General features: G+C 63.8%; 23 protein-coding genes. 16 read left to right on the forward strand and 7 right to left on the reverse strand.

The features are described 5' to 3' along the window. Window positions 1-8: 8 nt before the first annotated feature. Together secB and KZZ07_RS02595 are read right to left on the reverse strand one after the other, a co-directional pair. Window positions 9-497 carry a protein-export chaperone SecB gene (gene secB, locus KZZ07_RS02590; protein ID WP_219512063.1) on the reverse strand — a complete coding sequence of 163 codons (489 nt, stop codon included), beginning with the start codon at window positions 495-497 and terminating at the stop codon, window positions 9-11. Between the two features lie 55 nt (window positions 498-552). Continuing rightward, window positions 553-1,053, reverse strand: coding sequence for an FxsA family protein (locus KZZ07_RS02595; protein WP_219512064.1), 501 nt, complete (start codon window positions 1,051-1,053; stop codon window positions 553-555). 105 nt (window positions 1,054-1,158) lie between these two features. On the opposite strand from KZZ07_RS02595, the gene KZZ07_RS02600 reads away from it, so the two are divergent. From KZZ07_RS02600 to KZZ07_RS02610, 3 genes are read left to right on the forward strand one after another with little or no spacing between them, the layout of a single operon-like run. Continuing rightward, a complete protein-coding gene (locus KZZ07_RS02600; protein ID WP_219512065.1) occupies window positions 1,159-1,821 on the forward strand; it encodes a Tim44/TimA family putative adaptor protein in 663 nt (220 codons plus the stop codon). Window positions 1,822-1,859: 38 nt separating this feature from the next. Further along, window positions 1,860-2,858 (forward strand): murein transglycosylase A, encoded by a 999-nt coding sequence (gene mltA / locus KZZ07_RS02605; RefSeq protein ID WP_219512066.1) that lies wholly within the window; start codon window positions 1,860-1,862, stop codon window positions 2,856-2,858. Beyond that, window positions 2,855-3,454 (forward strand): Smr/MutS family protein, encoded by a 600-nt coding sequence (locus tag KZZ07_RS02610; RefSeq protein WP_219512067.1) that lies wholly within the window; start codon window positions 2,855-2,857, stop codon window positions 3,452-3,454. Before mltA ends, KZZ07_RS02610 begins: the two co-directional genes overlap by 4 nt. Before the next feature lie 110 nt (window positions 3,455-3,564). Here the strand turns inward: KZZ07_RS02610 and KZZ07_RS02615 are convergent, their stop codons facing one another. Then, on the reverse strand, window positions 3,565-4,776 hold the full coding sequence (locus KZZ07_RS02615; RefSeq protein ID WP_219512069.1) for an MFS transporter: 1,212 nt from the start codon (window positions 4,774-4,776) through the stop codon (window positions 3,565-3,567). A gap of 58 nt (window positions 4,777-4,834) precedes the next feature. Further along, a complete protein-coding gene (locus KZZ07_RS02620; protein WP_300438415.1) occupies window positions 4,835-5,953 on the reverse strand; it encodes a polysaccharide biosynthesis/export family protein in 1,119 nt (372 codons plus the stop codon). 94 nt (window positions 5,954-6,047) lie between these two features. On the opposite strand from KZZ07_RS02620, the gene KZZ07_RS02625 reads away from it, so the two are divergent. Both KZZ07_RS02625 and KZZ07_RS02630 read left to right on the forward strand, forming a co-directional pair. Further along, a complete protein-coding gene (locus KZZ07_RS02625) occupies window positions 6,048-6,887 on the forward strand; it encodes an NAD-dependent epimerase/dehydratase family protein (RefSeq protein ID WP_219512070.1) in 840 nt (279 codons plus the stop codon). After that, window positions 6,884-7,513, forward strand: a complete 630-nt coding sequence (locus KZZ07_RS02630) for a sugar transferase (protein ID WP_219512071.1) — start codon at window positions 6,884-6,886, stop codon at window positions 7,511-7,513. Before KZZ07_RS02625 ends, KZZ07_RS02630 begins: the two co-directional genes overlap by 4 nt. A gap of 3 nt (window positions 7,514-7,516) precedes the next feature. On the opposite strand, the gene KZZ07_RS02635 is transcribed toward KZZ07_RS02630, so the two are convergent. Both KZZ07_RS02635 and KZZ07_RS02640 read right to left on the reverse strand, forming a co-directional pair. Then, complete coding sequence (locus KZZ07_RS02635; protein WP_219512072.1) at window positions 7,517-8,200, reverse strand: YjbF family lipoprotein; 684 nt, start codon at window positions 8,198-8,200, stop codon at window positions 7,517-7,519. Next, window positions 8,197-10,347 (reverse strand): YjbH domain-containing protein, encoded by a 2,151-nt coding sequence (locus KZZ07_RS02640; protein ID WP_219512073.1) that lies wholly within the window; start codon window positions 10,345-10,347, stop codon window positions 8,197-8,199. Before KZZ07_RS02640 ends, KZZ07_RS02635 begins: the two co-directional genes overlap by 4 nt. Before the next feature lie 233 nt (window positions 10,348-10,580). On the opposite strand from KZZ07_RS02640, the gene KZZ07_RS02645 reads away from it, so the two are divergent. The 11 genes from KZZ07_RS02645 to KZZ07_RS02695 all read left to right on the forward strand — a co-directional run bounded on the left by KZZ07_RS02645 (window position 10,581) and on the right by KZZ07_RS02695 (window position 24,168). Next, entirely contained in the window at window positions 10,581-11,411 is an 831-nt protein-coding gene (locus KZZ07_RS02645) for a flagellar motor protein MotB (RefSeq protein WP_219512074.1), read from the forward strand. A 95-nt stretch (window positions 11,412-11,506) separates the two neighbouring features. After that, entirely contained in the window at window positions 11,507-12,811 is a 1,305-nt protein-coding gene (locus tag KZZ07_RS02650; RefSeq protein WP_219512075.1) for a flagellar hook protein FlgE, read from the forward strand. Window positions 12,812-12,846: 35 nt separating this feature from the next. Continuing rightward, window positions 12,847-14,295, forward strand: a complete 1,449-nt coding sequence (flgK, locus tag KZZ07_RS02655) for a flagellar hook-associated protein FlgK (RefSeq protein ID WP_219512076.1) — start codon at window positions 12,847-12,849, stop codon at window positions 14,293-14,295. Window positions 14,296-14,307: 12 nt separating this feature from the next. Continuing rightward, on the forward strand, window positions 14,308-15,306 hold the full coding sequence (locus KZZ07_RS02660) for a flagellin (protein ID WP_219512077.1): 999 nt from the start codon (window positions 14,308-14,310) through the stop codon (window positions 15,304-15,306). Beyond that, window positions 15,306-16,412 carry a flagellar basal body P-ring protein FlgI gene (locus KZZ07_RS02665; RefSeq protein ID WP_219512078.1) on the forward strand — a complete coding sequence of 369 codons (1,107 nt, stop codon included), beginning with the start codon at window positions 15,306-15,308 and terminating at the stop codon, window positions 16,410-16,412. The genes KZZ07_RS02660 and KZZ07_RS02665 overlap by 1 nt, the downstream gene beginning before the upstream one ends. A 68-nt stretch (window positions 16,413-16,480) precedes the next feature. Next, window positions 16,481-17,350 (forward strand): flagellar motor stator protein MotA, encoded by an 870-nt coding sequence (gene motA / locus KZZ07_RS02670; RefSeq protein ID WP_219512079.1) that lies wholly within the window; start codon window positions 16,481-16,483, stop codon window positions 17,348-17,350. Further along, on the forward strand, window positions 17,347-19,617 hold the full coding sequence (locus KZZ07_RS02675; RefSeq protein ID WP_219512081.1) for a hypothetical protein: 2,271 nt from the start codon (window positions 17,347-17,349) through the stop codon (window positions 19,615-19,617). The genes motA and KZZ07_RS02675 overlap by 4 nt, the downstream gene beginning before the upstream one ends. 187 nt (window positions 19,618-19,804) lie before the next feature. Then, window positions 19,805-21,880 carry a flagellar biosynthesis protein FlhA gene (flhA, locus tag KZZ07_RS02680; protein ID WP_219512082.1) on the forward strand — a complete coding sequence of 692 codons (2,076 nt, stop codon included), beginning with the start codon at window positions 19,805-19,807 and terminating at the stop codon, window positions 21,878-21,880. Then, a complete protein-coding gene (locus tag KZZ07_RS02685; RefSeq protein ID WP_219512083.1) occupies window positions 21,877-22,644 on the forward strand; it encodes a flagellar biosynthetic protein FliR in 768 nt (255 codons plus the stop codon). Before flhA ends, KZZ07_RS02685 begins: the two co-directional genes overlap by 4 nt. Before the next feature lie 7 nt (window positions 22,645-22,651). After that, window positions 22,652-23,740, forward strand: a complete 1,089-nt coding sequence (locus KZZ07_RS02690; RefSeq protein ID WP_219512084.1) for an EscU/YscU/HrcU family type III secretion system export apparatus switch protein — start codon at window positions 22,652-22,654, stop codon at window positions 23,738-23,740. Beyond that, window positions 23,737-24,168 carry a hypothetical protein gene (locus KZZ07_RS02695; protein ID WP_219512085.1) on the forward strand — a complete coding sequence of 144 codons (432 nt, stop codon included), beginning with the start codon at window positions 23,737-23,739 and terminating at the stop codon, window positions 24,166-24,168. The genes KZZ07_RS02690 and KZZ07_RS02695 overlap by 4 nt, the downstream gene beginning before the upstream one ends. Before the next feature lie 68 nt (window positions 24,169-24,236). Here KZZ07_RS02695 and KZZ07_RS02700 read toward each other — a convergent pair whose 3' ends face one another. Beyond that, window positions 24,237-24,749, reverse strand: coding sequence for a flagellar basal body-associated FliL family protein (locus tag KZZ07_RS02700; RefSeq protein ID WP_219512086.1), 513 nt, complete (start codon window positions 24,747-24,749; stop codon window positions 24,237-24,239). Between the last annotated feature and the right edge of the window lie 5 nt (window positions 24,750-24,754).

Below are 24,754 nucleotides of genomic sequence, written 5' to 3' on the forward strand. Positions count from 1 at the left end.
GGAAAGCCTCAGGCCGGGGCCTGATCGTCCTGTGCTGCCTGGCGGCGTGCGATCTCGTTGCGATACAGCGCGAGAAAGTCGATCGTCTCCAGGTTCAGCGGCGGGAACCCACCGTCACGCGACACGTCCGAGACGATCCGGCGCACGAAGGGGAACAGCATCCGCGGGCATTCGATCAACAGGAACGGGTGCAGCTGGTCCTCGGGGACGTTCTCGATCGAGAAGACACCGGCATAGTCCAGCTCCATCAGGAACAGCATGTCGCCGGTCGATTTCGCCTTCGACTCGATCTTCAGCTTCATCACCACTTCGTACTGGTTGTCGGCGGTGCGCTTCTTGGCATCCAGGTTCACCTGCACCTGCACGTCGGGCTGAACCTCGCCGCTGACACCTTTCTGGGAAAGGATGTTCTCGAAGGACAGGTCGCGAATGAATTGGGCCAGAATGCTCATCTTGGGTGGCTGAGGCGCCTGCCCGTTGCCGTTGGTTTCTGCCATGTCGGGTCTCCCATGAAAATCTCAGCGCGAGGCATAGCAGCGCCCGCGCAAAGCCTCAATGCCTCGTCCAGCCCGAACCGGGGTGATTGGGCGCCTTCTCCTTGGGAACTTCGGTGAATTCGCCGTCGATCACGTCACCTTGCCCGGTTCCGGACCGCGGATCGGGATAGACCGGCCCGCGCGGGTCCGGCCCCATCTGGAACCGCGTCACATGGACCCGCCGCCGCAGCCAGGCAAAGACCGCCGTGCGCACCGGGGGGGCCAGCAGGGCAAAGCCCACAGCGTCCGTGAAAAAGCCGGGGGTCAGCAGAAGGGCGCCCGACACAAGGATCATCGCCCCATGCGCCAGCGGCTCGCTGGGGTCGTCGAGGTCGGAAAAGCTGCGGCGGAGATTGTCCATCGCCAGGCGGCCCTGCGCCTTGACCAACCAGGTCCCGATCACCGCCGTCAGAACGACCACCGCCAGTGTCGGCCAAAGGCCGATCAGCCCGCCCACCTGGATGAACAGCGCGATTTCAACCAGCGGGACCATGAGAAAGGCCAGGAACAGCCACATGCGAAGCACCTCCATATCAGAGCGGCGCAGGTGGACTCACCCACACGCCTCACCTACATAAGGATGCAAGCAAGATCTTTAAACGCTGCCTGCAAAGAGGTGCCGATGAACTCTCCCATCCTCCAGCTTCTGGTTTTGGCCGGAATCGCTATTTTTCTCGTTCTGCGCCTGCGGAGCGTGCTGGGCACCCGGGAGGGGTTCGAAAAGCCGCCGGCACCGGCGCCCAGCGACGACCGCCGCAAGTCCGCACGCGATTTCGAGGTGATCGAAGGCGGCCCCGACCATGACATCATCGACCACGTCGCCGAAGACAGCGAGGCCGCCAAGGCCCTGGCCGCGATGAAACGGATCGAACCGCATTTCTCGGTGTCCGAGTTCCTCTCGGGCGCGCGCGGGGCCTATGAAATGATCCTCATGGGCTTTGAACGCGGCAAAATCGAAGACCTGCGGCCATTTCTCGCGGACGACGTCTATCAGACCTTCGCCGAGGTCGTGGAACAGCGTGAACAGCAGGGCCTGACCATCGAGTCCGAGTTCATCGGCGTCCGTGAGCTGACGCTGGCCGATGCCACCTTCGACGAAGGCTCGCAGCTGGCCGAGATTTCGGTGCGCTACGTCGGCGAACTGACCTCGGTTGTGAAAGACGCCGAGGGCGAGGTGATCGAAGGCTCGCCCACCGCCGTCAAGCGTCAGAAAGACGTCTGGACCTATGCCCGCAACATGGGCAGCGATGATCCCAACTGGCAGCTTGTCGCCACGGACGAATGACGCGCCTTCTCCTTGCGATCACATTTGCGATATCCATCATGACCGGCCCCGCCTCCGCAGAGACGGGGCCGCGTTATGACATCCTGGATTTCGCGGATCTGCAGGGATGGGCCGGGGATGACCACGCGGCCGCGCTTGCCGCCTTTCTGGAAACCTGTCGCGATCTCGACGATCCGGACTGGGCCGCGCTGTGTGGCCTGGCCCGGGAAACCAAGGACGCGCGTGGGTTCTTTGAACTGCTGTTCCGCCCTGTCCTGATCCGGGACGGTGCAGAGATGTTGTTCACCGGGTACTTCGAACCGGAACTCAACGGCGCGCCCTACCGCAACAGCACCTACCGTTACCCTGTCTACAAGATGCCACCCGAAGCGCGGGCCAGCCGCCCCTGGCTGACCCGGCGCCAGTTGCTGACCTCCGGGGTGATGGAGGGCAGGGGCCTTGAAATCGCCTGGGTCGATGATCCGGTAGAGCTGTTTTTTCTGCAAATCCAAGGGTCTGGCCGTATCCGGTTCCCGGACGGGCGGGTGGTCCGCGTCGGCTATGGCGGGGCCAATGGCCATCCCTATCGCTCGATCGGTCGAGAGCTGGTGCGGCGCGGTGTCTATACCGCGCACCAGGTCTCTATGCAGGTGATCGCGAACTGGGTCCGGCGCAATCCGGTTGCGGGGCGGGACCTGCTCTATCACAACGCGGCCTATGTCTTTTTCCGCGAGGTGAACGAGGTGCCGCCCGAAAAAGGACCGCTGGGCGCGATGAATCGCTCGATCACACCCCTGCGGTCCATCGCGGTCGATCCCCGCTACACGCCGCTTGGCGCGCCGGTCTGGATCGAAAAAGAGGGCGCCGACCCGATGAACCGGCTGATGATCGCCCAGGACACGGGGTCGGCCATCAAGGGGGCGCAACGGGCTGACATATTCTACGGCACGGGCGACGAGGCGGGCCGGATCGCGGGGCGAACCAAGGACGGCGGGCGCATGATTGTCCTGATGCCGATCCAGCGCGCCTACGCGCTCTTGCCCGAACCGGTGCAATGACCCGGCGGCGCAAACTACGGCCCGAAGAGCAGGAGCTCTGGCAACAGGTCGCCAAAACCGCGGATCCGCTGCACAAGCGCCCCGCCCGCAAGTCGGAAGAAGCCAAGCCGCCGCCGAAACCGCTGACCTCCGGTAAAGAGACGCCGCGCGATCCGCTGTCGCCCTTTGCCCTGGGCGACAAGGCGGGATCGCGGACGCAGACCCATGTCTTTGCCAAGACCACCGCCGACCACCTGCACGAGGCGCCGGTGCGCATGGATGCCAAGGTCTTTACCCGGCTCAAGCGTGGCAAGCTGGTCCCCGAGGCGCGCATCGACCTGCACGGGATGACCGTGGACCGCGCGCATGGTGCCCTGGCCCAGTTCATCCTGAATGCCCAGGCGCGGGGGTTCCGCCTGGTGCTGGTCATCACCGGCAAGGGCCAGCGCGAAGATCCTTATGATCCGATGCCCCGCCGCCGGGGTGTGCTCAAGACGCAGGTGCCGATGTGGCTGCAGATGCCGCCTTTGGCCGGGGCCGTCCTGCAGGTGTCGCTGTCGCACCGCAAACATGGCGGCGAAGGCGCCTACTATGTCTATCTCAAGCGCCGGCGCTGAGCCTATCAATGCTCGGCCCCGGTGCCGGGGTTAACGATGTCCTGCCGCTTTGTACAAAATGCTGGAAACGACGTACAAAACGTACGTTTTGTACAAGATTTCGGGTGCGATCACAGCACCCTCCGGGCCCGTGAAACCCCCATCCACATCATCGCCGTGGTAAAGAGAAAATAGATCGCGACGCCGATATACTGCGTCTCGATCCCGACGCCGAAGTCGATCAAATAGCCGGTAATCCCCGGTCCGATGGCAGAGCCGAAGACCATCACCGCCGCCGCCATCGCCTTGATCGCGCCAAGGCTGCGGGTGCCATAGAACTCGGCCCAGAAAGCATTCGGCAGCGTATGTGTGGCCCCCGTGGTCATCGCCACAAACAGCAGCCCGACCAGCGTCCAGCCTAGGCTATCCCCCAGCGCGAAGCAGAAAAAGCCAACAAACATGGGCAGTTGCGACCACGGGATCAGCCGTCCGGTCCCCAGCCGATCCAGCAGACCACCGGCCATGACCATCGCGCCGACCGCCGCCGCCGTGTAGATCGGGAACAGCGCCGTCAGCTCGAGGTGGGACCATCCCTTGACTTCGGCGAAATGCACTTGCTGAAAGAAAAACGCCGTGTTGAAGGCCGCCGGTCCCAGGAGCGCCGGAACCATGAACCAGAACAGCCAGTGTTTCAGCACCTCGGGCCGTGCCCAGTGCCGCTGGCCCATTCCGACGGAATGATCCGTTTCCGCATGGCTCTGCGGTGTCCTCTCCCGCCGCAACAGCAACAGCAGAACCGGAATTGCCGCAAGGCTGACGCAAGCCACCCCGACCCAAAGCCAGCGCCAGTCCATCACCAGCATCAGCGAGACGAAACTGACCGGCAGCAGCGCCTCACCCAGCGCGAAACCGAGCCCGGCGACCGACAGCGCCTTGCCCCGCGTGGCCACGAACCAGCGCGACATCGACACGACGGCTGTATGGCTGGCCATGCCCTGGCCGCAGAACCGCAGGGCGAAGATCACCAGGGGCAGCAGGGCCGCCCAGGCGTTCAAAGCCATGAACAGGCAAGAGCTTGCCAGCAAGATCAATACGATAGAACCGATCACCCGGGTGCGGAACCGGTCCGTCAATGCGCCTGCCCAGACCATGACCACCGCCGAGGCACTGGTGCCGATCGTGTAGATCCCGCCCCATTGCCCGTGGCTGAGGTCAAAGCCTTCGCGGATTTCGCCTGCAAAGATCGAGATGAAGAAGGTCTGGCCGAAGCTCGACAAAAATGTGAGCAGCGCGCCAGCGGAGAGCCAGCGCGCGTTTTCGGCGAGAAAGCGAATGAGACTCATGTCCCTCCCTTGTCCCGCGATGTGTGAAGAGGCGGCCGCTGAACGCGCCCGCCAGAGGTCAGTTCGAAATGGCGTTTGCCTGGGCAGAGACGCCCAGCACCGCTCCGACCAGGCCAAAGACCGTCTGGGCCGAGGTGATCGGGCTTTCGGTGGCCAGGACGGTGTCATCCGGCTGGATCTGGAACTTGCGCGCCGCGAACAGGCCGTCAGCGCTGGTCAGATCCAGGGTAAACACGACCTGCTGCATCTTGGGGCCATGCCCGGTGGGGCTGACGGCCTCGGCGGGGTACTCCCGCAGCACCAGAACACCCTTGGGATCGGCACGCGTATCCGACAGGCCACCCATGAGCGATACGGCCTCAAGCGCGGTGACGTAATCCTTGGGGAAATAGATCAGGTTCTCGATCCCGCTGGCGCCAAGAGCGGTAAAGCTGCGCTCGTCCTGCTCGATGACCACCGTGTCACGCGGCAGAAGAAGCGCGTTCTTGGACCCGTCCGACAGCAGTTGCGACACTGAGATTTCGTAGGTCTTGGAGCCGCGCAGCAGCCGGATACGGGGGTTGCGCAGATCGGGCATTACGCCCCCGGCATCTGCCAAGAGGTTGAGAACCTTGTAGTTTCTCGAAGGCAGGGGGTAAGCACCGGGTTTGCCCACACCACCCACGACGTCAACCGTGTGATCGCGGCCCTGTTGCAGGTTCAGCTGGACCTGCGCCGAGGGCAGGATCGGCGCCAGCCGTTCCTGGATCTTGGCGCGGGCGCCGGTCGCGGTCAGGCCACGAATGCCAACCTTGTTGACGTAGGGCAAAAAGACCGAACCCTGGGCATCGACCTCGACACCCTTGATCTCGGCAAAGCGTTCACCGGGGCTGGTCAGCAAGGAATTGTCCTGGCTGTCCCAGATGATGATGTCGATCCGGTCGCCCGTGCGGATTACCGAAGAGCTGCTGCCGTGGCTGGTGTTGGGCCAATGATAATGGCCGTGCCATCCGCTGGCGGACCATGTGGCCAGCCCGGGCACGTTTGCGCGGGTCACTTCGATCACCTGGAAGGTCGGTTTTTCCGCATCCTTCTGGTTGAGTACCTCGGACTGGATCGCCGCGCCACGCGGCAGGCTGCACGCCGCCAAGGCAAGGACGGCGGCCAACAGGGTGATAAGTCTCAGTTTTCCAGACACTCCAGTCCCCCAACCGGTGATTGACTCTTTCTAGCGGTTCAATCCGCTGATAGACAGTCTGACGGTCGATTGAAAGCGAATTGAGGGTCAAACCGTGGCAGGAACACAGCAATCCGGCAAGGTCCTGCTGCTGGGTGCCGGCGGAAAACTGGGCAGAATGCTCTGCGCTTTGTGGCAATCCGGGGCTTTCGCGCTGGTTCCGGTCTACCGGTCCGAAGGGCAGGGCGGGCTTGTCTGGGCCCCCGGAGACCCCGTGCCGGCGGTCGAGGGCGTGGTCGCGGTGATCGCCCTATGGGGTGTGACGCCGGGATCTGGAATCAACCTGGACGACAATACACGGCTTGCCTTGGCGGCTATGGATCTGGGCAAGGCGCTGGGCGCCGGGGCGGTCGTGCATTGCTCCAGCGCGGCGGTCTATCAGCCGGGGGCACAGCCGATTTCGGAAACCGGATCTGTTTGTCCCGGGTCGGACTATGGCCGGGCCAAGCTGGCAATGGAAAAGGCGATCGAGGACGGTGCCAGTGGCGAGGGGATGCGCAATATCATCCTGCGGATCGGGAATGTCGCGGGGGCGGACAGCCTCTTTGCCAACCTGCGGTCCGGTGGTCGCATCACGCTGGACCGTTTTGCAGATGGCACCAGCCCGACCCGCAGCTATATTGCGCCGCCTGACCTTGTGCGGGTGATCGAGGCGTTGGTGGAGGACGGCACCGCAGCGGGCACATACAATGTGGCCGCGCCCACTCCCACGGCAATGGGCGACATTGCCCGCGTGGCGGGCTGTTCGATTGACTGGCGCGCGGCGCCGGAGACGGCGATGCCGATGGTCTGGCTCGACACTTCGCGGCTGTCCACGATCCTCGCGCTGCCGCCCGAGGCCGCCGCGCCGGATCACCTGGTCGAGGGCGCGCGCGCAGGGGGCACCTGGCCATGAAGACAAGGCGGCCCCTGCTGCATACGCTTGATTTCCTTTATGCAATCGGGATGTCGGTGCTGTTGTCGCCGCTCATCCTTTACGTGGCCGTTGTTGTCTGGCGCAACGACGGATGGCCGATCATCTACCGTTCGGAACGGATGAAAAGCCCGACGCAGTCTTTCATGCTGTGGAAGTTCCGAACGATGAAGAACGATCCGCGCGATGCGGGTGTCACCGGTCCGTCCAAGTCTGGCCGGATCACGCCCACGGGCGCCTGGCTGCGGCGCAAGCGTCTGGATGAACTGCCCCAGCTCTGGAATATCCTGCGGGGAGATATGGGATTTGTCGGACCCCGCGCGCCCCTGCGGCGCTACGTCGAGAAATACCCCGAACTATACGCAGAGGTGCTGAAGGAACGGCCCGGGATCACGGGCATGGCCTCGATGGCGTTTCACAAGTCAGAGGAACGTCTGCTGGCGCGGACCGAGACCGCAGAAGAGACCGAAGAGGTCTATTGCCGCCGCTGCATCCCGCGCAAGGCCCGACTGGACCGGCTGTACGCGGCGCGGCGCAACCCCTGCACGGATCAAAGGCTGATGTGGGCGACGGTGTTTCGGCGGGTGTCCATGCACCGGCGCCGCTGAGGATCAGCGGCGCAGAACCTGCGAGTTCACGTAGCCGATGTAGCTGCCCAGCCATTGCCTGCCGCTATAGATATATCCGTCAGAGCCGACCACATAGGCATTGGTGAAATCGCGCGACACGCCGTCGGCGGCGGTACACTTGGCCGTGACCAGCTGACCGCTGGCACGGACAAGCCCGGCTGCCACGGGCACGTTTCCGCCCGTCGTCAGGTAACAGGAATACCGGCGCACCTCGGTCACGTCCTCGGGCGTCAGGAAGCGCTGATCATAGCTGACACGGCCCTCGCGGCGCGCCTTGACGTAGGCAATCAGCTGATCCTCTTCCGAGGACATCAGGTCGCCACCCAGGCCACGGGTCGAGGTGATCATGCCATCGCGCAGGACGATCACCTGGCGGGCCGGGTTGCCGTAGGTCTGGTAGGGGCCGTTGCGCTGGATGTCCTGCAGGAGGACCTGCACCTTGCCGCGGCTTTCCAGTTCGAACAGGTAGACGGAATCGGTAGTGGATCCCAGCGCCTGCGCGATCTGCTGCGGTGTCAGCGGCTTGGGCGCCTGCTTTTTCGAAAAGATCGCCTTGGGCAGCTGCTTGAGCAGCGCCGTGGTGTCCTTGTTCGCGTTGCCGCAGGAAACCAGGGCCAGAGCCGCCGTCAGGGCCAGGCCGATGCGTGTAATGCTGCGCCGGGTCATCGCCAGAACCTTCCCCAAGAATTGACAGCGTCCGGTTTGTGGTAGTCGCGGACCTGTTCGTAGAGACGCCCGTTGACGTTCAGACGCGCCCCGCCGTCCCGCGACAGCGACTGGATGACCACATCGTTGCGGCGCCGCGACGGTTGGCCGAAGAAGGTGGCCAGCGGCATGGTGAAACGGATGCCCTTGTCGAACGAGCCTTCGCCAAAGTCCTCGAAGGAGGCATCGGTAAAGGTGGCGTAGGCGCCCACGCGCCAGCCATTCGCGAACTCGCGGTCCAGAGAGACGGTCGCGCCATAGTCGCCTGCCAGGTAGCGACCCACGTCAAGTTGACCGTGGAAGCCATTGCCGAAGGCATAGTAGGCCGAGACATGGCCGTTGACGTTGGGGATCTCGCGCTTGACCCCGGTCACCGGGTCCGTTGTCGTCATCGACTGCAGACCAAAAAGCTGGTCGAAATCGCGGCGCTGGATGTAGTTCAGTTCGGCCCCGAGCGCGAGGCGGCTGTCGACGGGTTTCCAAAGCAGCTCGGCCGAGGCGCCGGCGTACATCTGTTCCAGATAGCCCAGCGTCACGCGGGAATAGAGGTTCTTGGCCGGGCGTCCATAATGCGCCAGCTGCAGGTACTCGATCGCGGGGTCCCCCTCGGCGGAGTAGCGGGCGTGATCGGTGCGCACGCGCGGCAGGTTCGACTCGTCAAGGCGTTTCACCTTGTCGAGGTTGCCGGTGAGCTTCTTGGTGATCGAGCCGCTGGCAATCAGGTTCGGCATGATCTCGTATTCCGCCGAGGCACGGAGGCCCGCGTCGAACCGCACAGGGTTGTCCGGGTCAAAAACCGAGAGCTGCACGAAGGGTGAAATGGCCCAGGTGAATTTCGGATAGATACCGTCATCCGGCTGTGGCGCCTTGCCAAAGCCGTCGCCGAAGTTGGTTCGGGCCAGGATCTCGTTGGCGGCATCATGTTCCAGCCGCTCCAGGTCGGACCGGCGGAAGGTGACGGCAGACATGGCCATGCCATTGACCACGGGAACGATCTCGAACACCTCGACCGAAGCGGGCATGACACGGGTCATGACACGGGCAAGCCGGCCAAAGGCCTGCGACGGGGCGCCGTACTTGGGATTCACGAGGCGGACCGTGACGCGGTTGCTCTGCAGGTCGATACCCTCGACCTCCAGCCCGTCCTTGGCGGCAAGGTTCTTGAGCGAGGCCGTGACAGAAGCCGAGCGTTGGGAATCCAGCGTCCAGCCAAGATCCGCCGCAGCTCCAGGTGCGCGGGGCGCGACCGGAAGGCCCGACGGCTCGGTGCCACCTGGCACACCCAGCGTCTTGGGGTTGGTCACAAAGGTGAATTGTGCGCCGATCTCCGTGCCCAGCACGTGATACAGCGACAGCTGGCCGCCGTTTCTGAACCGGTAGTCCACGCCAAAGTTCCAGGGGCTGGACTTGTCCGACGTGCCGCGCTTGACCTCTTCGACGTAGTCGTCCGAGGAGTATTCGACCTTGAATGTATATCGGTCGTTCGGCGAGTAGGCGATCCCGCCAAAGGCGGCCACGTCGCCCTGGAAAAAGCGATCTATCTCGGGCAGGCCGCCACGACCGGTAAAGCCCCCGGGCCGCGTGCCCATCTCTGCGAAGGGCTGGTACGATCCGAAACGGCCCCAGCCGAGACCGCCGGTGACCGTCAGGCCGGGCATGACAGTCTTGCTCGCAACGAGATATTCGCCGCTGTAGATCCCCGTCCCGATGAAGTCCTGGATGCCGACAACCACCGAGGGGCGGCGTTCGGTTTCGGTCAGGAGCTGGTAGCGCAGGTCAAAACTGCGGTCGAAAAGCGTTGATGTTCCGCCGCCAGTGAAGTTCGGGATCGATGAGTACCGGAAGCTGCCCGACAGGCGTGGCAGGATCTGGAAATAGAGAGTTGTCCGCGATGTGCCGCCGAAGTTCGCGTAAGTGCCGGCAAGTGTCGCGTCGGGCGGCACCTGGGCGGTGGGCATATCGATCAGGCCGGGAGAGCCGTACAGGTTGAACGGAAGGCTGTTGACCGCCTCCTCTGGCCAGACAGCCCCGCCGAGCGCCGACAGTATGGTGCCCGCAAGCGCGACGCGCTTTACGAGGCCCGATTTTCCGTTGTGAAAACCCGGCATGGTCCCCCACCTCGTTGCCAACACTGTTTCCCGACCCTTGCTAATGTGTTCCTCTGGCCCTGTCCATTCGAAGGCGTCGGCCTGGATCATATTGTGGGAAAATCGGCACGCCCTTGCCGTCTTGTCCACAAGATGTGCAGGGGCCGCGCTTTAACGGTACATTTTGAAACGTTAATCGAGTGGTAAGCCGCCCAACTTTAAACCTGTACCCAGGTGAGAGAAAGGTGGGAATGATGAGTGGCGACAGCAATGTCGCGCCAGTCATCATCAAACGCAAAAAGGTGATTGCGGGTGGAGGGCATCATGGCGGTGCCTGGAAGGTGGCCTATGCCGACTTCGTGACCGCGATGATGGCCTTTTTCATGTTGATGTGGCTGTTGAACGCGACAACGGAAAAACAACGCAAGGGGATCGCGGACTACTTCAGTCCGACGATTGCAGTGGCCCGGGTTTCGGGCGGTGGCAGCGGTGCATTGGGCGGGGATTCCGTCTTTGCCGAAAACACGCTGCCAAGGGTCGGTACCGGGGCCACCAGCCTGCGGCCACAGGCCGAAAGCAGCCGGGATCCTGGCCTGGACAGCAAGGTGTCGGAAGGTCCGGAAACCGCCGAGTTCAAGAAGGTCGAAGAGTTTCTGATGGGCCGCGGCGGCGAAAGCATGGTCGCTGACGAGCTGCTGAAGCACATCGTCACCGAGGTGACGGACGAAGGTCTGGTGATCGAGTTCTTCGAAACCGCGCAGGCGCGGCTTTTCGATGACGAGGCACGGCCGACGCAGCTGTTGAAGGACCTGGCCCTGGTGCTGGCACGTGCATCCGATGTCGTGACCAATCCCGTTGCGATCGAAACGCATACGACCAGCTATCCGGTTGTCCTGGCCGAGAACCCGGCATGGCAGATATCGCGCGACCGGGCAGAGGTCTTTCGCGAACTGGTCATCGCGCGCGGTCTGAAGGAAGAGCGCGTGCAGCGCCTGACGGCCTATGCGGACCGGGAACCCAGCACCTCCAACCTGCTGGACCCGCGCAACAGCCGGATCGAGGTTGTCTTTCTGAGAAGGAACTGACTCAGTTTTCGTGGGATTTTACCTGTTAGGCCCGCGTTAAACCCACGCCTTTATCTGTTGTCGTGAATTTGGAGCGACAGCAGAAAGGCTAGTCCATGACAATCTCCTCTTCCCTCAATGCAGGTGTTGCGGGTCTCGCGGCCAATGCGACCCGGCTGGGAACCATTTCCGACAACATCGCGAACTCCGCGACCAAGGGGTACAAACGGGTCGAGACGGACTTCTCCTCGATGGTGATCGCGTCGAACGGGTCAGGCTATACCGCCGGCGGCGTGCGCACGACCACCACGCGGATCATCGACCAGAGCGGGGCGCTGGTTGGCACCAGCAACGCGACCGACATCGCGGTGCGCGGCAACGGTTTCATCCCCGTCGCCGAGGCGACGGAATTCGCGGCAACCGGCGATCCGCAGATGTTCCTGACGACCACCGGATCGTTCAGGGTCGATGCCGACGGCTATCTGCGCACGGAATCGGGCCTGATGCTGATGGGGTGGCCGGCCAATTCGGATGGCTCTCTGGCCACCTATGCGCGGGATACGGCGGAAAGTCTTGAACCGGTCCGGATCAACCGCAACCAGGTCACGTCAGAGCCCACGACGGCGATCACACTGGGTGCGAACCTTGCGGCCTCGGCCACCGATTTCGATGCCGCCGGGGGGCCAGAGGTCCTGCCGATTGAATACATCGACAACCTGGGCCGGTCCGAAACCCTGACGGTGACTTTCTCGCCGACGATCCCGGCCACCGGGTCCTCGAACGAATGGACGATGACCATCGTCGATTCCGCCACGGCGGCGGGCGGCAACCCGGTCGGCGAATATACCGTGACCTTCAACACCGGCGCGGCGGACGGCGGTACGCTGTCCACGGTGACGACCACCACGGGCGGCACCTACAATGCCACCGATGGAACGATTATTGTCACCACCAACGGTGGCCCGGTCGAAATCACCATCGGCGCTCCCGGTACCAGCGGCGGGCTGACCCAGGTCGGTGACAGCTTCAAGGCGCTGAATATTTCCAAGGACGGCTCGGCGGCCGGGTCCATGACCACGGTCGAGATCGACGAAAACGGTTTTGTCCACGCATTGTTCGATACCGGCGCCTCGCGCGTGATCTACCAGGTGCCCCTGGTCGACGTACCGAACCCCAACGGGCTGATCTCGATGGACAAGCAGATCTACATGCCCTCGCCGGAAAGCGGGAGTTTCTTCCTCTGGGACGCGGGCGACGGTCCGGTCGGTGATGTCGTACCCTTTGCGCGCGAGGAAAGCTCGACCGACGTGGCCAACGAACTGACCGCGATGATCCAGACCCAGCGGGCCTATTCGTCGAACGCCAAGGTCATCCAGACCGTCGACGAGATGCTGCAGGAAACCACCAATATCAAGCGCTGACGGATCATCCGTCAGCTTTTCCAGGGGGTCGCTAAATGTCTCTATCCGGTGCGCTGTACAATGCCTTCAGCGGGCTCAAGGCCAATTCACGGGCCGCGGGCCTGGTGTCGACGAATATCTCAAACGCGACCACCGAAGGGTATGGCCGGCGAACACTGGGCCTTGCGCCCGGTGCCGTCGGGACCACCGGCGGCGTGCGCATCACCGGAACGGTGCGCCATTCCGATCCGGTTCTGACCGGGGACAGGATGGCGTCGGACGCAACCCTCGCTCATGCGACGGTCGGGTTCGAATTCGCCAGCCGGATCGAGGATCTGGTGGGCGAGTCCGGTACGCCGGGATCGCTGACCGATCGCGTCAATGCCTTCGAGAACGCGCTGCTGACGGCCTCATCCAACCCGGCCTCGACCCAGCGGCTGGAACTGGTGGCGAATACGGCGGACTCACTGGCCCGGGCGCTGAACGGCCTCAGCGACGAGGTTCAATCCGCCCGGCAGACGGCGGATAACCGGATCGCGGCACAGGTCGAAACCCTGAATTCCGCCCTCTCACGGCTGGATTCGCTGAACGACAATATCGTTCGGGCCGGTTCGACCGGGACCGACCCGACGAGCTTTTACGACGAACGCCAGAGGGTGCTCGACAGCATCGCCGAAACCGTGCCGTTGCGGGTTGTCGAACGGGAAAAAGGCGACATCGCGGTCTTTACCCGGGGGGGGGCTGTTCTGCTGGATGGTCGCCCCTTCGAGGTGGGGTTCGAACCGAACAGCGCCATCGGTCCGGGCATGACCTTCGCCAACGACGATCTGTCGGGCCTGACGCTGAACGGGGTTCCCGTCGACACCCAGGGCATGAGCATGTTCGCCGGCGGCAGCCTGGCTGCCCAGTTCGAGATCCGCGACGTGGACGCGGTCGAACGCCAGGCGCAACTGGACGGGATCGCGCGCGACCTGATCGAACGGCTTGGCCCCGGCGGGCCGGACGCAACGCTGGCCGCGACCGATCCCGGGCTGTTCACTGACGGTGGCGCTGCCTTTGCAGCTGTGGATGAAACCGGCATTGCCGGCCGGATCGAGATCAACGGCCTTGTTGCCCCTGACAGCGGCGGGGCATGGCGCCTGCGTGACGGCCTTGGGGCGGTGACCCAGGGCGACGTAGGGGACGCCCGCCTGCTCCAGGGTATCTCGGATGCGCTGGGCGCCTCCAGCGTCCCGGCCTCTGGCGGCCTGACCGCCATCGCGCGCAGCTTTGCGAACCATATCTCGGAATTCGCCTCCTCCGCGGTCGGAGAACGGGTGCGCGCCGAAAACGCCCAGACCTTCGTGTCGATCCAGAACACGGCCCTGTCCGAACTGGAACTGTCCAAGGGCGTTGATACCGACCAGGAACTGCAGCGGCTGATGCAGATCGAACAACACTATTCCGCCAACGCCAAGGTCATGTCGACGGTCGACAGCCTGCTCGAGCGGTTGATGTCCATTTAAGGAGGGCCCGTGATGGAAGTTATCGGGGATATGGCACGCTCACTGGTGCTGCGTGCCAACCAGGTACGTCTGCGCCAGGAAATGGACCAGCTGGCAGTCGAGGTCGCCACCGGGTTTGTCAAAGACGCGGGACAGCACCTGCACGGCGACCTGACCGGCCTGCAGTCCATCGACCGGTCGCTGGCGCGGCTGGACACCTATCGCGTCAATACGACCGAGGCCACTTTCCTCTCCGGAACGATGCAGACCGCCCTGGACGAGATCCAGGACCGCAGCGAGATCCTTTCGCAATCGCTGATCGCCGCCGAGCTGACGCCGAATTCGGCCCTGCTGAACACGATGTCGGACGATGCGGAAAACGCGCTGGGACAGGTATTGAACGGGTTGAACCGCTCGGTGGCCGGGCGGTTCCTGTTTTCCGGCACCGCGACCGACCGCGAGGCGGTACAGGACGTCGACGATGTGCTGACCGCGGCGCGCACGGCGTTGACCGGACAGACCGACTTGGCCGGGATCGAGGCGGCGCTGGACAGTTTCTTTGGCGCGGGCGGAACCTATGAGACTACCGTCTATCAGGGATCTGACACCGGGCTTGCACCCTTGAAACTCAGCGAGACCGAAAGTGCCAGTCTCGACATCCGGGCCACCGACCCGGTGTTCCGCGAGGTGCTGAAGCCGATGATCATGGCGGCGTTGGCCACTGATGCCACGTTGGGCCTGTCGCAGGACGTGCAGATCGAGATGCTCACAACCGCCGGGCAGGACCTGCTGGCCGCCCAGCAGGACGTGGTCGAATTGCGCGCAGGGCTTGGCGCGTTGGAGGCGCGGGTCGAAGAGACCACCGCGCGCAACTCGGCCGAGCATACGGCCACCAATATCGCGCGGCTCGATCTTGTCGGGACCGACCAGTACTACACCGCGTCCCGCTACGAGAACATCCGGACCCAACTGGAAAGCCTTTATACGATCACCGCGCGGTCACAGCGACTGTCGCTTGCGGAGTTCCTCTGATGCTGACACGTTTCTTCACCGCCTTTGTCATAGTGGTTTCACTTGCCCTTCCGGCGGCCTCCCAATCGGTCCGGATCAAGGACCTGGTCGAAGTCGACGGCGTGCGGTCGAACGACCTGGTCGGGTATGGCCTGGTCGTGGGTCTGAACGGCACCGGGGACGGGTTGCGCAATTCACCCTTCACCGAAGAGATCATGACCAACATCCTGGAACGGCTGGGTGTGAACGTGACCGGCGAACAGTTTCGCCCGCGCAACGTGGCCGCGGTCCTGGTGACGGGCAAACTGCCGCCTTTTGCGCGGATCGGCAGCCAGATCGACATCACGGTGTCGGCCATAGGCGATGCAAAAAGCCTTTTGGGCGGAACGCTGATCATGACCCCGCTGAACGCGGCGGACGGGCAGATCTACGCTGTCGCCCAGGGCACGATCATTGCGGGCGGTGTCGAGGCCGAGGGTGAGGCAGCCCGTGTGGTACAAGGTGTGCCGACGGCGGGCGTCATTCCCTCGGGCGCACGGGTCGAGCGTGAAGTACCCTTTGATTTCACGCAGTTGTCGACGTTGCGCCTTGCGCTGCGCGAGCCGGATTTCACCACGGCCGCGCGGATAGAGGACGTGATCAACCGGGCCATCGGGCGCCGGGCGGCCACGATGCTGGACGCGGGGACGGTCCAGGTCGACCTGCAGCGCAGTGGCGCGCGGTCTCCGGCCCGCGCCGTCGTGGCGATCGAGAACCTTGCGGTTGAGCCACAGCGACGCGCACGGGTTGTCGTCGATCAGCGCTCGGGCACCATCGTGATGGGCGCGGACGTGCGGATTTCCCGCGTCGCGGTATCGCAGGGTAACCTGACCCTTCGGATCGAGGAGGCACCGCTTGCGATCCAGCCCAACCCCTTCAGCGATGGTGACACCGTGGTGGTCCCGCGGACCGGTGCCCTGATTGAGGAAGACCCGGGCATCGGCCTGGCCGAAGTGCCGACCGGCACCAACCTGTCCGAGGTCATCGCCGGCCTCAATGCCTTGGGTGTGAGCCCGAGGGACATGATCGACATTCTCAAGAGCATCAAGGCCGCCGGCGCCCTGCATGCGGATTTCGTGGTGATGTGAAGAGCCGCTGAGGCTTTCTTAACGGCTGGCTGTCAGGCTGGCGACGGCACAGGAGCGGGAGAGCGCAGATGCTCGGAATCATTGGTATCGTTGTGATCTTTGCGATGGTCTTCGGCGGCTATCTCGCGGCGGGTGGCAAGCTGGCGATCATCCTCAAGGCGCTGCCCTTCGAATTCATGATGATCGGAGGCGCGGCCACGGGTGCCTTCCTGATCAGCAATGACGGCGCGACGGTCAAGCATACGATCAAGGACGTCGCCAAGGTCTTCAAGGGTGCCAAGTGGAAACCGGACGACTACCGCGATCTTTTGTGCCTGCTGTTCGAGCTGATCCGACTTGCACGGCAGAACCCTGTCGCCATCGAGGAGCACGTCGAAACTCCCTCCGAGTCGAATATTTTTGCCAAGTATCCCAAGATCCTGGCGGACATCCACGCGATCGAGCTGATCTGTGACACGATGCGGTCTGTGTCGATGAACTACGACGATCCCCATCAGGTCGAAGAGGTGCTCGACAAGCGGTTGGATGCGATGCAGCACCACGCCCTGATGCCCAGTCACGCCCTGCAAAGCATGGCGGACGCGCTGCCTGCGTTGGGGATCGTCGCGGCGGTTCTGGGCGTGATCAAGACGATGGCCTCGATCGATCAGCCGCCCGAGGTGTTGGGCAAGTTGATTGGCGGCGCGCTGGTCGGGACTTTTCTGGGCGTTTTCCTGGCCTATGGTTTGGTTGGACCCTTCGCGGCCAAGGTCAAGACCGTGGCCGAAGAGGACCTGCACTTCTACCACCTGATCCGCGAAGTGCTGGTCGCGAACCTGCACAACCATGCAACCAACATCTGTATCGAGGTCGGCCGCCAGAACACGCCGGATCACTACCGGCCCAGCTTCGAGGATCTTGAGGATGCGCTGAAATCCGTCAAGCAGGAGGCGGCATGATCCGTATCGCATTCCTGATCCTTCTCTCGGTCTGGCCCCTCGTTCTCTCGGCGCAGACCGTAACCGTGCGCAGCGGTGAACACGGAGAGTTCACGCGCCTGGTGCTGACGGTCCCTGCGGGCACGAAATGGGCGCTATCCCCTGACGCAGAACGCAATCAACTGGGGTTGGAGCTCGACGGTGGGCCCTATGAATTCGACACCTCGTCGGTCTTCGATCGGATCGGAACCGGTCGCATCCGTGATCTCGTGGTGGCGGAGGGCGGGCGCCAGCTGGATATCGCGCTGGCCTGCCAATGCGAGGCCGAGGCCTTCGTGCTGCGGAATACCATGCTGGTCGTCGATATCTCCGCCTCCGAGGTGCCGCTTGCGCAGGCGGTCCGCACCGGTCCGAAACCGCCAGAGCCTCGAGGACTTCGACCGTCGTCGGTTGTTCTGGATCTTTCCCGCGTCCGCATTGCCGATGGTCCCAGGATCGGGCCGGAGCCTGTTCGCGACCCGGGTCTTTCCTATCTTGCTCAGCGCGTGGACCTGGATCCCACCGCTGCCGCGCTTGATCGCGCGGATCGCGATCCTTCTGTCGCGCGGGACCTGGGCAACCAGATTGCGGCTGACCTGGCGATTGCGGCTACCCAGGGCTTGCTGGATCCGGCGGTGACCCCGCCCCCGGCACCTGCTCCGAAACTTGTCGAGCCGGCGCCCAAATCCCGCAGCGCATCCCCTGCGGCTGACCCCGGCGAACAGGCGCGCCAGTTGGCCGCCGGTATGTCCGGACTGGATCACAAGACCCTGCAGAAAGGTCGCATCTCGATCGGCGGCGACACTTGCCTGCCGGACAGCAGCCTGGCCCTCGCGACCTGGGCCAAACCCGACGACGATCCCAACCTGGCGCTGGCAAAGCGACGCAGCGCGGTCTTCGGCGAGTTCGACCGCATCGGGGAAGAGGCCCTGTTGAGCTACGCCAAGACCTTGATCTACTATGGGTTCGGTGCCGAGGCACGCAGTGTCCTGTCACTGCAGCCAGAGGTGGAGGCGCCGGTCGTGACGGCGCTGTCCTATCTGGTGGACGGTGACGGTGATCCCATGGCTCTCTTCTCTCGACAGGCACATTGCGAGGGACCGGCCGCGCTTTGGTCCGTTCTTTTTCAGGCGCCACCGAGCGGGTCGCCTCAAATCGCCGAGTCGGCGATCCTCCGCAGCTTCGAGGCATTGCCAAAACACCTTAGAACATATCTGGGACCGATCCTGGTCGAGCATCTTGCCACGGCGGGCTATCCCGATACGGCACGCGATGTCCTGCGTCGGATGCAACGCATGGAGGGGCAAGAGACGGACAGTATCGCGCTGGGCAAGGCACAACTTGCGCTTCGCGATGGCGATCCTGTTGAAGCGGGCAAAAGGTTGCAGGATCTCTCCATCGCCGGCGGACCCGAGGCGGCGCGGGCCGTGGCCGCAGCCATCGACCTGGCTGAAGCGACGGATGCGCCGGTTCCGACACGGATCGTCGAGCTTTCGGATGCCTTCGCGACCGAACTGCGCAACAGTGAGGATGGCCCGAAACTCTGGCAAGCCCATGTGCGGTCTTTGCTGATCAACGGTCATTTCGATACAGCTTTCAATGAGTTGGACTCGCCGCACGGCATGCCCCCAGAGATTGCCGAGACAATGCGGCAGACGGCCATGCGTTTCCTTGTCGACAAGGCAGCGGATGTCACTTTCCTGAAATTCGCGACCCGCGCCCTCGCAGACGGGGAAAATCCCGGGCAGGACGCCCTGGGAATCGCGATCGCGGAGAGATTTCTCGATCTGGGCCTTGCCGACTCCGCCGTGCAGCAACTCGATACCCTGTCAGAGCCGACCAGCGCACCGGAGGCGCGAATCGCCCGTGCGCGCGCACTGTTGGCGCTGGATCGGCCGGAAGAGGCGGAGATCATCCTGATCGGCCAGCGTGGGGACGAGGTCGCGCGCCTTCGAGCCGAGGCTCGCAGCCAGATGGGAGATCATGTCTTCGCAAAGTCCATTTTCGCGGATGCAGGGAAAACCAGCGAGGCGGTGACCTCTGCCTGGCTGTCGGGCGATTGGCAGGACGTTGCGGAAAGCGACACCGCGTTGGCGCCTGCGGCCGAGTTGATGCAGCAGGATCCGCCGGCCTTTGACCCGGCGCGTGTCAGCTTGGCCGGTGTCGATGCTGTCTTTGATGCCAGCATCCGCTCGCGAGAGACGTTGCGCACGCTCCTTGATGCCACTGCTATTCCGCCCAACCCATAAAATTCGTTACGGTTTCTCAATTCTTCTGCCTTAGCCAGAGAGTAGGGCAGAAGGATTGGAGAGGCCGGAAAATGGCGCGTGCGTGCAAACTGGCAGACGACCGAACCGACAAGAACTTTGAACGCGGCACCGGCCCGAGGCCGGTGCCCTGCGTTTGCGGGTTGTCGCCAGAGCGAGGTCGCTGAACATGTCGGTCTCGACCCTTTTCAAACCCACCATCCTGATGGCGGTCGCGCTCATGGCGGTGATCGTCATGATGATCCTTCCAATGCCGTCCTGGGTACTGGACGTGGGCTTGGCGGCTTCGTTCGGGCTCGCGATCCTGATCTTCACAGTCACTCTCTTCATCGAGCGACCGCTGGATTTCTCCGCGTTTCCGACCATCCTGCTGACCTCCCTGATGCTGCGGCTCTCTCTCAACGTCAGTTCGACCAAGCTGATCATCGGCCAGGGTCACACCGGGACCCATGCCGCGGGTGAGGTGATCGAGGGCTTCGCCAACTTCGTCATGGGAGGCAGCGTCTTTCTTGGGCTTGTCGTCTTTGGCGTCCTGATGATCGTCAATTTTGCGGTTATCACCAAGGGGTCGGCGCGAATGGCCGAGGTTTCGGCAAGGTTCGCGCTGGATGGTATGCCGGGCAAACAGCTGGCCATCGACGCCGACATGTCTGCCGGTGCCATCGATCATGCCGAGGCCAAGCGCCGCCGCGAAACCGAACAGCAGGAAACCACCTTCTTCGGGTCGCTCGACGGTGCGTCGAAGTTCGTCAAGGGCGACGCGGTGGCGGGTCTGCTGATCACGCTGCTGAACCTCGTGATGGGCATCATCATGGGCGTGGTCGTGCACGGCATGCAATTGTCCAACGCGCTGGAAACCTATGCGATTCTGACCGTCGGCGACGGGCTGGTGTCGCAGATCCCCGCCGTGATCATCTCGATCGCTGCGGGCCTGTTGCTGGCGCGGGGCGGCGCGACTGGCGCCACCGATGTGGCCCTTGCGGCCCAGCTTGGGCGCCACCCTTCGGCCCTGCTGGCGGTTGCGGTGCTCATGGTGCTCTTTGCGCTCGTGCCCGGCCTGCCCTTCGTGCCCTTCATCCTGGGCGCCGCTGTCCTTGGCGCGACCGCATGGTGGCTGGCAAGGCGCCCGCCGGAGCCCGAGAACACGGACGACGAGGGTGAGGAAGAGGCGTCTCTGCCGGTTCAACACATGGGAGATGTCCTGGATCTGGACGATATCCATGTCGAATTCGCACCGGACCTGGTCAACATGGTGCTTGACCCCGGCACCGGGCTGGATGTGCGGATCGCCAACATGCGCCGCCACATCGCCTCGCATTTCGGGTTGATTCTGCCCGAGATCCGGCTGACCGACGCCGCGTCCCTGCCAACCGGCACCTATGTCGTACGCATTCACGGGGTCGAGATGACGCGCGGCGAGTTGAATCCGGATTTCGTGCTGGCGCTTGTGCCCGAGAACAACGGGGCGCTGCCGAACGGCAAGGATGTGACCGAACCGGTCTACGGGGCGCCGGCGCGCTGGATCCGCCCCGAGGACCAGGAAAGGGCGGCCATCACCGGCGCCACGATTGTCGCCCCGACCGAAGTGTTGGCCACGCATCTTCTGGAGGTTATCAGACGCAACTTTGGCCGCTTGCTGACGCTCAAGGCCCTGCGCCGCCTGTTGGACGAGATGGTTTCGCTCAGCAATCAGAGCCGGGCGGAAGCCAACAAGAAGCTGCTCGACGAGTTGATCCCCGACAAGGTGCAGATCGACACGCTGCTGCAGGTGCTGAGGCTCTTGCTGGACGAACAGGTGTCGATCCGCAACCTGCCGTTGATCCTGGAAACCATCGCCGAAATGCGCGGTCAGCAGACCCAGCCCGAGGTGATCTGCGAACACGTGCGCCAGCGGCTGGGTTTTCAGCTGGTGGCGGGGATGCGGCGCGACGACGGCACCATTCCGCTGGTACAACTGGCCCCCGAATGGGAAGAAACCTTCATCTCTTACCAAGTGGAAAACAGCCAGGGCGCGCTGGACGTCGCCTTGCCGCCAGAGAAGTTCGAGGCCCTGACCAGCGGCCTGGCCGACACCATAGGCGAAGCCGGTCAGCGCGGCGTGTCGCCCGCTGTCGTGACCTCGGCCCGCCGTCGCCGGTTCCTGCGCACGGTCATGGTGGCCAAGGGGCTGAGCAATCCGGTCATGTCCTACGAGGAGATCGGGCTGGAGGCCCGCCCGGCGCTGGTCGGCGTGGTGGCCGCATGATCGCCATCCAGCCCTTGCTGGACCTCCTGGGCGGCACGCTCTGGACCGCGTTTGTGGTTTTCCTGCGGGTCGGCGCGGCGCTGGCCGCCCTTCCCGGCCTGGGCGAACAGGTGATTTCCGTCCGGGTCCGGCTGATCCTGGCGCTGATGCTGACGGCTGTGGTCGTGCCCGCTGTCGGTGCCGGGCTGGACCTGCCGCCGCCCGGGCTGGGCAGTTTCCTGCGTGCCCTGGCCACCGAAACCCTGTCCGGTCTCTTCCTGGGCATCATGCTGCGCCTGTTCATCCTGGCGATCCAGACCGCCGGGGCCATCGCCGCACAATCGACCTCGTTGTCGCAACTCATGGGGCAGTCCGGCCTCGATCCGCTGCCGGCCATCGGCCATATCCTGACCACCGCGGCGTTGGCGCTGATGATGGCGACCGGGTTTCACGTCAAGGCGGCGGCCTTCCTGGTGCTGTCCTACGACCTGCTGCCGGTGATGCAGTTTCCCAACCCGTCCGACGTGGCAGAGGCGGGGCGCCACCGCGTCGGGCAGAGTTTCGCGCTGGCCTTCAGCCTGGCGGCGCCCTTTGTCCTGATGTCGGTGATCTACAACCTGACGCTTGGGGTCATCAACAAGGCCATGCCACAGCTCATGGTTGCCTTTGTCGGGGCGCCGGTCATCACTTTCGGCGCCATCGCGCTGCTGCTTGTCTCGGCGCCGCTTCTGCTCTCGGTCTGGTTGCAGGCCTTCGAGGCCTTCCTGGCCGCGCCTTTCCGGTAGTTCCGCAATGGCAGAGCAGGACGAATCCTCTGAAAAGAGCCATGAACCATCGCAGCGCAAGCTCGACGAGGCGCGCAAGAAAGGTGAGATCGCCCGGGCCCCGGACTTGCTCACCGCGATGGCCTATCTGGGAATGCTGGTCTGCATGACTGCGGCTGGCGGGTACAGCCTGAGAAGTTTTGCCGAGACGCTCTTGCCGCTCATAGAACAGCCCGACCGCCTGAAAACCCTTTTTTTTCGGGATGGCGCACCGTCGATTGCGGGCTCGCTGATCTCGGAGAGCCTCGGTCCGGCGCTGCCCTTTCTGGTCGCGCCGGGGGTGCTGGTTCTACTGGCGCTCTTTGCCACGCGCGGCATCGTTTTCACTGGCTCGAAACTGGCGCCCAAGATCTCGCGCATCAACCCGATCGAGAACGCCAAGAACAAGTTCGGGCGTCGCGGGCTCTTCGAGTTCTTCAAGAGTTTCGTCAAGCTCAGCGTCTATTCCGTCCTGCTTGCGGTGTTCCTTGGCGGCCAGCTGGACCTGATCGTCGGCACGGCGATGGCCACCCCCGGCGAGGCGGTGCTGCGCATGACGGAGCTGATGAAGCACTTTCTGCTGATCGTCGTGTTGATCGCTGCCGTGATCGGCGGGATCGACCTGTTCTGGCAGCGCGCGGAACATATCCGCAAGAACCGCATGACCCAGAAGGAACTGCGCGACGAGATGAAAGAGTCCGAAGGCGATCCACACCTGAAGCAGCATCGCCGGATGCGGGCGCAGGAATTGGCGTTGAGCCAGATGATGGGCGACGTGCCGACGGCGGATGTCGTGATCGTCAACCCGACCCACTATGCCGTCGCCCTCAGCTGGAGCCGGTTGCCCGGGTCCGCACCGGTCTGCGTCGCCAAGGGCACGGACGAGGTGGCGGCGCGTATTCGCGAAACCGCCAATGAGGCGGGTGTCCCGATCCACTCGGATCCGCCCACGGCGCGCGCGCTTTTTGCCACAACGAAGATCGGCGATGAGATTGCGTCGGATCACTATCGCCCGGTCGCGGCGGCCATCCGTTTCGCGGACAGCATGCGGCGCAAAGCAAAGGAGAAAGGCTGGTGACAAGCCAATTCGATGACCTGATTGCTGCAACGGATCTCTTGCTGGAACGCGAGCTGGAGGCGCACCGGCGGAACATGTCCGCAAGTGCCCGGGTCGCCGGGGAACTGGCCCAGATCGACGCCATGCGCCGTGCCGCCCAGGCGGACCAGGGGGCGGTTGGTGCGCGCCAATTGCTGGGGGCGGATACGCTCTGGCAGGGCTGGCTGGTGGGCAAGCGGGCCGAGGCCCTGCGCCAGAGCGCGATTGCCCGGGCCCGTGAGGGCGAGAGCCTGGCCCGTGCGCGCACGGCCTTTTCCCGTGCGCAGGCGGCAGAAGCGCTTGCCCGCGACGAAAAAGAGGCCCGAAAAAGACGCAGGCTCAAGGCCGAGGCCGAGGCCATCGATGCATTGGGTGTGCTGCGCGAGGCAAAGGCGCGCGGCCTGGGCTGACCAGAAGACCAAAAAACCCGCCCGGTTCGCGGGCGGGTCCTTGATACTCATGAAAACTGCGTCTGGCGTCAGGCGGCATCCTGGCGCGCGATCTCGGTGATCAGCACGTCTTTTACATCGGCCCCAAGCACGGAGCGCGCCGCGTCCAGCAGAGCGGACCGCAGGATGTCCATGCGCTCCCCGGCGGTGAAGGCTCCCTCGAACCCGCCGATATTGGCGTGGTCGAACATCACCTGCAGAAAGACGTCGCGCAGCTTGGGCTCTCTTTCGTAAACCGCCTGCGACCCGCCGCTGGACACCTCGATGCTCAGCGAGGCGACGACCAGAGCCTCGACCCGTTTGGCGCTCATCACCGGGATGACGAACTGGTTGTTCATCTTGACGTATTCATTCCCGCTGCCGCCGTGGCCATCGTCCTTGTGGCTGTCTGCAACAGGCGGCTCTGCACGGGCCTTGTCGGCATGACCATCCGCGGCCACCGCCTGGGGATCCTCGTCCGAGGGCGCCATGAACAGCCCGGCGCCCACGCCGGCGCCGGTTCCCACCAGCGCCAGAATCAGGGGAAAGAGTTTCTTGAGCATGAACC

This window comes from Mameliella sp. CS4, from assembly GCF_019392335.1.
Taxonomy (GTDB): domain Bacteria; phylum Pseudomonadota; class Alphaproteobacteria; order Rhodobacterales; family Rhodobacteraceae; genus Antarctobacter.

Excerpts from the sequence above, each read along its gene's own strand:
- KZZ07_RS02690 (WP_219512084.1), top strand. The coding sequence starts at position 22,652 with ATGGCAGAGCAGGACGAATCCTCTGAAAAGAGCCATGAACCATCGCAG.
- motA (WP_219512079.1), top strand. The coding sequence starts at position 16,481 with ATGCTCGGAATCATTGGTATCGTTGTGATCTTTGCGATGGTCTTCGGC.
- KZZ07_RS02610 (WP_219512067.1), top strand. The coding sequence starts at position 2,855 with ATGACCCGGCGGCGCAAACTACGGCCCGAAGAGCAGGAGCTCTGGCAA.
- flhA (WP_219512082.1), top strand. The coding sequence starts at position 19,805 with ATGTCGGTCTCGACCCTTTTCAAACCCACCATCCTGATGGCGGTCGCG.
- flgK (WP_219512076.1), top strand. The coding sequence starts at position 12,847 with ATGTCTCTATCCGGTGCGCTGTACAATGCCTTCAGCGGGCTCAAGGCC.
- KZZ07_RS02600 (WP_219512065.1), top strand. The coding sequence starts at position 1,159 with ATGAACTCTCCCATCCTCCAGCTTCTGGTTTTGGCCGGAATCGCTATT.
- KZZ07_RS02635 (WP_219512072.1), bottom strand. The coding sequence starts at position 8,200 with ATGACCCGGCGCAGCATTACACGCATCGGCCTGGCCCTGACGGCGGCT.
- KZZ07_RS02665 (WP_219512078.1), top strand. The coding sequence starts at position 15,306 with ATGCTGACACGTTTCTTCACCGCCTTTGTCATAGTGGTTTCACTTGCC.
- KZZ07_RS02660 (WP_219512077.1), top strand. The coding sequence starts at position 14,308 with ATGGAAGTTATCGGGGATATGGCACGCTCACTGGTGCTGCGTGCCAAC.
- KZZ07_RS02685 (WP_219512083.1), top strand. The coding sequence starts at position 21,877 with ATGATCGCCATCCAGCCCTTGCTGGACCTCCTGGGCGGCACGCTCTGG.
- KZZ07_RS02615 (WP_219512069.1), bottom strand. The coding sequence starts at position 4,776 with ATGAGTCTCATTCGCTTTCTCGCCGAAAACGCGCGCTGGCTCTCCGCT.
- KZZ07_RS02595 (WP_219512064.1), bottom strand. The coding sequence starts at position 1,053 with ATGTGGCTGTTCCTGGCCTTTCTCATGGTCCCGCTGGTTGAAATCGCG.
- KZZ07_RS02645 (WP_219512074.1), top strand. The coding sequence starts at position 10,581 with ATGAGTGGCGACAGCAATGTCGCGCCAGTCATCATCAAACGCAAAAAG.
- mltA (WP_219512066.1), top strand. The coding sequence starts at position 1,860 with ATGACCGGCCCCGCCTCCGCAGAGACGGGGCCGCGTTATGACATCCTG.
- KZZ07_RS02650 (WP_219512075.1), top strand. The coding sequence starts at position 11,507 with ATGACAATCTCCTCTTCCCTCAATGCAGGTGTTGCGGGTCTCGCGGCC.
- secB (WP_219512063.1), bottom strand. The coding sequence starts at position 497 with ATGGCAGAAACCAACGGCAACGGGCAGGCGCCTCAGCCACCCAAGATG.
- KZZ07_RS02700 (WP_219512086.1), bottom strand. The coding sequence starts at position 24,749 with ATGCTCAAGAAACTCTTTCCCCTGATTCTGGCGCTGGTGGGAACCGGC.
- KZZ07_RS02630 (WP_219512071.1), top strand. The coding sequence starts at position 6,884 with ATGAAGACAAGGCGGCCCCTGCTGCATACGCTTGATTTCCTTTATGCA.
- KZZ07_RS02640 (WP_219512073.1), bottom strand. The coding sequence starts at position 10,347 with ATGCCGGGTTTTCACAACGGAAAATCGGGCCTCGTAAAGCGCGTCGCG.
- KZZ07_RS02675 (WP_219512081.1), top strand. The coding sequence starts at position 17,347 with ATGATCCGTATCGCATTCCTGATCCTTCTCTCGGTCTGGCCCCTCGTT.